We start from the raw sequence: 8,071 nt of genomic DNA, 5'->3' as shown, positions 1-8,071 counted from the left end.
TTGGCGCTCAATGCCGCGATCGAGGCCGCGCGTGCCGGTGAACAGGGTCGTGGTTTTGCTGTTGTGGCCGATGAAGTCCGTAACCTGGCCGAACGTACCGCCCAGTCAACCGGAGAGATAACGGAAATGGTTAAAAACATTCAAGCTGAAACCCGGGAAGCTGTGGATTCTATGGAACAGGGCAAGGAAGAGGTCGTAAAGGGCAGGGAGCTGGCCGAGAAGGCGTCCGGGAGCCTGTCCGGGATCGTGGACCTGTCAGAAGGGGTCATGAATATGATCCAGCAGCTTTCTTCGGCTTCCGAGGAACAAGCTTCGGCTTCACAGCAAATTACCCAAAGTGTGGATGAGATAAGCAATATAATCAAGGAATCCTCGGTTGGCGCTGAGCAGTCGGCCACCGCCGCCGAGCAGTTAAATCGTCAGGCGGAATCCCTCAAGTCGATAGTTGAAAATTTTAAGACGCGATAATGTCCTTCCTGCAGTATTGCGGTTCAAAAGGGATGCCGGGCTGAGAGGTCCGGCATCTTTTTTAGACTTTCTATGCCTGTTTATTTACATGACGGGAAAAATAAGAACGGGTGGCTTTGAATACCTTTGGTGAAAGCAACAGGGTGGCAGTCACGGTCGGAATCGACATCAGGGCAAAGGCTGTGTCGAGCAGATTGATGACCATGTCCTGGCTCCAAATCGCGGCCACAGGTATACTGAGGATGTAGATATATACATAATATCCACCGAAGCGATGACCAAAAAGATAGCGCGCGCATTTCAGGCTGTAATACGAGTAAGTGATCATAGTCGAGATCGAAAACAGTATGATTGCCAGAGTAAGGATATAACGTCCCAGGCCTGGCATCGCCTTCTCGAAAGCGGTAACTGTCATCACCACACCATCCTCGGCCGGGGCAACCCCGGTGGCCAGGATCACCAAAGCGGTCATGGTGCAGACGAGGTTGGTGTCGATAAACGGCCCCAGCATGGCGATCAGTCCCTCGCGCACCGGCTCATTGGTTTTGGCCGCGCCATGCGCCATCGGAGCCGTGCCGATACCGGCTTCATTTGAAAAGGCGGCCCGCTTGATGCCCGTGATTATGACTTCCCGGAACACCACACCGGTTCCACCCCCGATCAGGGCTTCACCGCCGAAAGCGGATGATACAATTGAACCGAGTAATTCCGGTACGATTGCGTAATTCGAGATGATCACATACGATGCCGAGACTATATATACCACGAACATAAATGGCACAATCCGGCTGGTGACCTGTCCGACGCGCACGATTCCACCCAGGATCACGACCGCGACAAATATCATGGCGACAAGTCCGGTTCCGAGAGGTGGAACGGACCAGTCATTCTCGAGCAGGCCGGAGAGCTGGTTTATCTGAAACAAAGCCAGACATCCGATCATCCCGCAGACAGCAAAGAGTATCGACAGCGGTTTGAAATATTTTCCCAGCCCGATTTCGATGAAATACATCGGCCCGCCCTGTTCGATACCGTTTTCATCTTTTTTACGGTACATACAGGCCAAAGTGCAGGTGAAGAATTTGGTCGACATCCCGATCAGGCCGGCGATCCACATCCAGAATATCGCTCCCGGTCCCCCGACTGTGACAGCGATGGCGACCCCGGAAATATTACCCATACCGATCGTGGCCGACAGGGCGGACGAGAGTGCCTGGAAATGGCTGATCTCACCGGGATCATCGGGATCATCATGTTTGCCGCGTAAAACATCGAAAGCATGACGGAATCCCCGCAGGGGAATGAAGCGCCCGAAAATAGTGAAGTACAGCCCGGCAGATACCAGCAGAATTACCAGGGGAAGGCCCCAGGCTATGTCCACCGCCTGCGAAAACAGTTGATCCAGAAAATCCAACTCTTCTCCCGCTTATTATATGATTGAATTACAATAATATAGGTGCAGAAGTGAATGGAGCAATTAAAAACCGGCAATAAAAAAGGCCCCCGGATAAGGGAGCCTTAAAATCTAAATTGTCGCTGATCTTAGCGATTCTTGCGACGCAGGATGCCCATGCCCAGAAGGCCGGAACCGAGCAGGATCAAAGTCGCCGGTTCGGGGATTGGAGGAGCAACGCCGGAAGCGTCACCGGACATGTTGTCAGCAATCCAGAAATTGCCGGTGTCATGCATGATGACATAGGCAATATCGTTATTGGCGGAGGAAACGCTGACGTAACCCATCTCAGTACCACCCATCTGCTGGGTATTGGCGGCACCGACAGCCTGGTCGATCAAACTGCCGTTAGCATCATAAGCTTCCAGGTAGAAGGTGCTGTGAGAGCAGTAACCGGTCTCGAACCAGGAACCATCTTCGCCGGTAAAGTCAATACGACCCCAGTCAGCATCCGGACCGAGCCAGACATTTACGTTACCGGACATGAAGTAGTTACCACCGCCATAAACGTTACCGTTGTCGCTGGAGGCATTATAATTGCCGGTAGTGACATCAGCATAAACCCAGTTGTATGCACCGGAGGTGGAAAACTGCAGACCGGGAACACCGCTGGAGACCTGAGCGCCGTCATCGCCGAGAGCCCACTCGAAATCGAGATACCAGGAAGCCTGGGCAGAGCCGGCGACGAGCAGCAGAGCGACTGCGAAAAGGATTGTAAGTTTCTTCATCGTGGAAATCCTCCCTGATGATGTGTATGGTTTTCTGTTACTACCCACCCTGACGCAATTGCTGTACCAAGTTTGCACATTTGTTGTAAGTGGTTGCGGTACAGACGACTGCGTTTATATCTTTATGGCAGGTGTGTTGAGTGTTGTTGCGAAAGTGTAAAAAATGTCGACAGTGGCAGATAAGAGCCATGTTGGATGGCTTGTAAGTCATTGTCATTCATATTGATATGTTTTTATAACAATGTTCGGGATTTGTACAGTATTGATGTGAATAGTCTATTGCTTATGGTCAATGAGGTACTAATGAGCTACTAATACTGTTAAAAAAACTTGCCAGTGTGTTGCAATTAGCTTAGTTTGATTAAAATCATCTTTCGACCTGAGAGCCAGCTAATGGAAATACTGACAGAAATTTACAGCAATTTGAGGCCGATACTGCCCATGAGTGCGGCTCTGGCCGGCACAATCCTGTTATTGGTGCTGGGCAGGCTGATTTTGGCTCGCAGTTTTGCCCACAGGCCCGGTTACCCCTTCAAGCGCCAGATTGCGACTTTATTGTTATCCCTGTTTGGGCTGGTTGCGGTGATCCTGCTGATGCCGATAACTGACAGCGCACGGGGTCAGCTTTTGAGCCTTTTGGGTATTCTTTTGAGTGCGGCGATCGCCCTTTCCTCGACCACTTTTCTGGGTAATATCATGGCGGGTATGATGCTTCGCTCGATCCGGAATTTTAAAGCGGGTGATTTTATCCATGTCGAGGGCAATTTCGGACGGGTCTCCGACCAGGGGCTGTTCCATGTCGAAATCCAGGGAGAGGATCGCAATTTGACGAGCATGCCGAATCTCTTACTAGTTACGAATCCTGTTCAGGTTTACCGTTCGACAGGAAGCGTGATTTCGACTGAGGTCTCCCTCGGTTATGATGTCCCGCGTCGCAAGGTCGAGGCCCTGCTTTTGAAGGCGGCCGAGGATGCTGAACTCAAGGAACCGTTTGTGCAGGTATTAGCGTTGGATGATTTCTCTGTAAACTACCGGGTGGCGGGACTTTTGGAGGAGGTTAAGCACTTGATCAGTTCGCGTTCGATCCTGAGGCAGAAAGTGCTCGACAGGCTTCACGAGGGCGATATCGAAATCGTCTCTCCGACATTTATGAATACCCGTGCTGTGGGGGAGAAGCGGTTTATACCGTCAGAAGAAATCGCGGAAGTCACCGACAAACCGGTCTCGGAGCTTTTGGAGCCGGAAAAGCTTATGTTCGATAAGGCCGACCAGGCTGAGTCACTGGAGAAATTAAAAGAGACATATCATGCCCTTGCAAATGAGATCGAAGCACTAAAGAAACGGCGCGAGAAGGCTTCGGATGATTTCGAGCAGGAACGGCTCAAGATCCTGGGCGACCGTCTCAAGACTCGACGCGAGAGGATCGGCGATCTTCTCAAACAGAGCGAGATAGAGGAAAAATCTGATTAACCGATATACTGGTTAACAGCGTTTTTGAGCGGGTAACCAACATGGTCAGATATATTAAGAAGATTTCCCAGAAGATTGGAATGATGCCCGGTGCGGTGGTCTATGTGGGTCAAGAGCGTGAGGAACCGCCGGTCATTGAAGTCATCTCCTATACCCCTGGTGAGATTTCAGAAAAATCCTTCAACCGGGCAGAAGACTGTTTCGAGTATCGCGACAATGACGAATTGAGCTGGATCAACGTCAGCGGTGTCCATGATGTCGAAATGGTCAAAAAGATCTGTGATCACTATGGAATTCATGCGCTGATCCAGGAAGATATTGTCAACACCGGTCTCCGGCCAAAATTCGATTACCATGATAAAACTGCATTCGTGTCTTTAAAGATGTTGATTGCCAATGCTGAGGGGATACAGTCAGAACAGGTGAGTATAGCGTTTGGCGAGGGATATGTGCTGTCGTTTCAGGAGAAGCCGGGTGATGTGCTGGATCCTGTCAGGGAGAGGATACGAAGACTTGCAACCCGTGTGCGTTTTATGAAATCGGATTACCTGGCCTACGCTATAATAGACTGCGTAGTTGATAATTATTATGCGATTCTCGAGAATGTCGCTGAAAGAACCGAGGATCTCGAGGACAGCCTGCTGGAAAATAGTACTGAATCTGACCTGGTGAAGATTCATGAGCTCAAAAGCGAACTTCTTTTTTTGCGCAAAGCGGTCTGGCCGTTGCGGGAGGTCGCGGGTGAACTGGAGCGCGGGGAAATCGACCTGATCGATGCCGATCACCGGATCTATTTCCGTGACCTGTATGAACATGTTCTGCAGGTTATAGATAATATTAGCGTCTACCGGGAGATGGTAGCGGGAGTGTTGGATATATACCTTTCCAGCGTATCTAACAGAATGAACCAGGTCATGAAAGTGCTGACTGTGATCGCGACTATATTTATCCCGCTCAGTTTTCTGGCAGGCGTCTACGGAATGAATTTCGATACTGCCAGTCCGTTCAACATGCCTGAACTCGGCTTTAAGTATGGTTATTTGTTTTTCTGGGTTCTGGTCTTTGTTGTGGGCGCAGGTTTATTGATACTGTTTCGCCGCAAGAGATGGCTCTGAGCATAAATTTGTGTATGGAGGGACGAGTGAATATTCGCAAGCACGTCAGCCTCAACCTGGATGTGCGCGGGTTGGGGCAGTCGGCAACTATAGCCATCAATGACCGCTGTCATAGTCTCCGGCAGAATGGTAAGATGGTCTATCGCCTGGGACTCGGGCAATCCCCCTTTCCGGTACCTCGCCGTGTGGTCAAGGCATTAAAACTTTACGCCCGTGAAAAAGACTATTTACCGGCGGCCGGTTTGCCGCACCTGCGTGATGCTGTTGCAGAATTTCATCGCCAGCAGGACGGTATTGAAGCTCATCGCGACAATATTCTGATCGGTCCGGGATCAAAAGAACTGATGTTCATACTGCAATTGGTGTATTACGGTGAATTGGTCGTGCCTACTCCCTGCTGGGTCAGCTATGTGCCCCAGGCAAATATTCTGAGCAGAAAGATCAGCCTGGTTGATACGAAAGCTGAAGACCGCTGGATGGTAACTGCCCAGATGCTGGAAAAGCATTGTCAGAGCGAACATGATGATTTTCGACCCAGGATATTGGTATTGAATTATCCATCCAATCCTGTCGGAGCGACTTATACCGAGCAGGAACTGAAAGATCTGGCGGAGGTGGCCAGAAAATATCAAGTGATACTATTATCCGATGAGATTTATGGACAGCTTAATCACCGGGGCAAGCATATCTCGGTTGCACGCTATTATCCTGAGGGTACAATAATCAGCTCCGGACTCTCCAAATGGTGTGGAGCCGGGGGTTGGAGGTTGGGGACATTTACTTTCCCGAGAGAACTTGATTGGCTTCTGGAATCCATGACAGCAGTTGCCAGCGAAACTTTTACCTCAGTCAGCGCGCCGATCCAGTTCGCTGCGGTGCAGGCTTTCAAAGGTGGCCGTTCGATCGAACGCTATCTCTGCCATGCCCGCAGGATTCTGAAGAGCCTGGGAAATCATTGCGCTGATCTTCTCAGGTCAGCAGATGTCAATGTCAGCCAGCCCCAGGGCGGTTTTTACCTGTTTGCTGATTTTTCATCTCTTAAAGAAAAGCTCGCTTCCAAAGGTGTCTATGACAGCGCGACTATGTGTGAAAAACTTCTGTCCGAAACCGGGGTGGCGATTCTTCCCGGAGTCGCATTTGAAAGACCATTGACCGAACTGACCGCGAGGATGGCTTATGTAGATTTCGATGGTGCACGGGCTATGACCGTCAGCGAAACCATTCCGCTCGATCAGGAGTTGCCGGAGTCGTTCATCGAATCTAACTGCTATAACGTGGTCAGGGCGGTTGATGCCGTCGTTGAATGGATTAAAAACTGATCAGGAATCATCGGTGAAGATATCGGGGTAGAGATGACGGGCGCATTCCGGGCAGAGCGCATGGGTGAATTCCGCCGTGGAGTGCTCTTTCAGGTAGGATTCAAGTTCTTGCCAAGAACCGATGTCAGCGCGCACCCGTTTGCAGGAGGGGCAGATAGGTATAAAACCTGATAGAGTTTTGACTTCCTCGAGTGCCTTCTGAAGCTTTTCGATCAATTCCTCGCGTTCACGTTCGAGTTCTTTCTGGTCCGAAATGTCACGGCTTACAAGCTGAAGTGCCGGGCAACCCTGGTAATCAAAACGGGTCGTGGCTATCTCAACGTCGATCAGACTGCCGTCGAGACGCTTGATTTTCCGTTGCGAGAGCTGGTATTTAGTTTTACAGGCAATAATATTGTTGATTCTTTCCATAATCTGTTCACGCTCGCCATCTAATGAAAAATCGAATACCGACAGGCCGATCAGCTGAGACGGATCATCTGCGCCAATCATCCTGGCACCCGATGAGTTGATAAAAACTATTTTGTTGTTTTGCAATATGCTGATTGAGTAAGGAGAACCCTCGGTCAACCTGCGAAAACGCTCTTCGCTGTTTTTAAGCTCCTGCATAACCTGCCTGCTTTCAGTAATATCCAGGGCTGAAAACATGAGGCGAATCGGCAAATTGTTTTCGTCATAAACGATGCTTGCCAGGATATGCACATGAAATGGCGAGCCGTCCTGCCTCAATGCTGTCATTTCCGTGTCGAGGTGATCGTCGCTCAGCAGTTGATCCAGATCCTTTGCAAAATCAGGCCGATTCTTGAAGAATGCCTTGAGCGGATTTCCAATAACATCAGACAACAGATCATAATTCCACATCCTTAAAAACGCGCTGTTGACATAAGTTAACCGGCCATCCAGTGTGGTTATCGCGACCGCGCTGAGACTGCTTTCGATAGCGCTGTTTTTTATCACCAGGCTTTTTTCATATTTCTTGCGGTCGCTAATGTCCTCGACCGTACCTTCGTAATATTTTATATTTCCGTTGTCGTCACATATCGCGGTTGCGCTCTCTCGTACGAACAAGGTACTGCCATCCTGTCGTTTCCATGCGGATTCCAGACCTATAACCCGTTTCTCGGTTTCCATCTTTTGCTTGAATTCCTCCCGTGGATAGAGAGGTTCATAGCCGGCCCGCTCCAGGTTTCTTTCTTTGAGATCTTCAAAATCAGAATATCCGAGCATATTGATCAGCGCGGGATTTGCCAGAAGCACATGGCCCTCGGGTGTTGTGCGGTATATCCCGATTGTGCTGTTATTGAATATATCGTGGAATCTCTTCTCGGACCTGTATAGTTGGGCGTTTGTCTCCCGGTAACTGTTCACCAGCTTGCTGTTTGCCATCGTGTGCCATATAGAATATATGAGCGCTATCAGGATTATGACAGCGCCTGTGAGAATGATCCTGAGAAAGAGTCCATTGGAGCTTATGTCTATGACGGTCAGGATCGATTCCGGTGAAAAAAGCAGGTTGAT

The 8,071-nt window shown here is 49.8% G+C and carries 7 protein-coding genes; 4 read left to right on the top strand and 3 right to left on the bottom strand.

The genetic code is table 11. The features are described 5' to 3' along the window. Positions 1 to 468, top strand: a 468-nt coding sequence (locus GF404_06945; GenBank protein ID MBD3381917.1) for a chemotaxis protein, incomplete at its 5' end; no start/stop codon positions are given. Positions 469 to 538: 70 nt separating this feature from the next. On the opposite strand, the gene GF404_06940 is transcribed toward GF404_06945, so the two are convergent. Together GF404_06940 and GF404_06935 are read right to left on the bottom strand one after the other, a co-directional pair. After that, a complete protein-coding gene (locus tag GF404_06940; protein MBD3381916.1) occupies positions 539 to 1,882 on the bottom strand; it encodes an amino acid carrier protein in 1,344 nt (447 codons plus the stop codon). A gap of 128 nt (positions 1,883 to 2,010) precedes the next feature. Continuing rightward, positions 2,011 to 2,649 carry a PEP-CTERM sorting domain-containing protein gene (locus GF404_06935; protein ID MBD3381915.1) on the bottom strand — a complete coding sequence of 213 codons (639 nt, stop codon included), beginning with the start codon at positions 2,647 to 2,649 and terminating at the stop codon, positions 2,011 to 2,013. Between the two features lie 393 nt (positions 2,650 to 3,042). Between GF404_06935 and GF404_06930 the strand changes: the two genes are divergently transcribed. From GF404_06930 to GF404_06920, 3 genes are read left to right on the top strand one after another with little or no spacing between them, the layout of a single operon-like run. Beyond that, a complete protein-coding gene (locus GF404_06930) occupies positions 3,043 to 4,119 on the top strand; it encodes a mechanosensitive ion channel (GenBank protein MBD3381914.1) in 1,077 nt (358 codons plus the stop codon). Between the two features lie 41 nt (positions 4,120 to 4,160). Then, complete coding sequence (corA, locus tag GF404_06925) at positions 4,161 to 5,234, top strand: magnesium/cobalt transporter CorA (protein ID MBD3381913.1); 1,074 nt, start codon at positions 4,161 to 4,163, stop codon at positions 5,232 to 5,234. A 14-nt stretch (positions 5,235 to 5,248) separates the two neighbouring features. Then, positions 5,249 to 6,553 carry an aminotransferase class I/II-fold pyridoxal phosphate-dependent enzyme gene (locus tag GF404_06920; protein MBD3381912.1) on the top strand — a complete coding sequence of 435 codons (1,305 nt, stop codon included), beginning with the start codon at positions 5,249 to 5,251 and terminating at the stop codon, positions 6,551 to 6,553. Here GF404_06920 and GF404_06915 read toward each other — a convergent pair. Further along, positions 6,554 to 8,071 (bottom strand): PAS domain S-box protein (locus GF404_06915; protein MBD3381911.1); only part of this gene is annotated, 1,518 nt, incomplete at its 5' end. It abuts the gene before it with no gap.

This window comes from Candidatus Zixiibacteriota bacterium, from assembly GCA_014728145.1.
Taxonomy (GTDB): domain Bacteria; phylum Zixibacteria; class MSB-5A5; order JAABVY01; family JAABVY01; genus WJMC01.
Note: the sequence above shows the minus strand (reverse complement) of the source record. Positions and strands in the feature narration are given on the sequence as shown.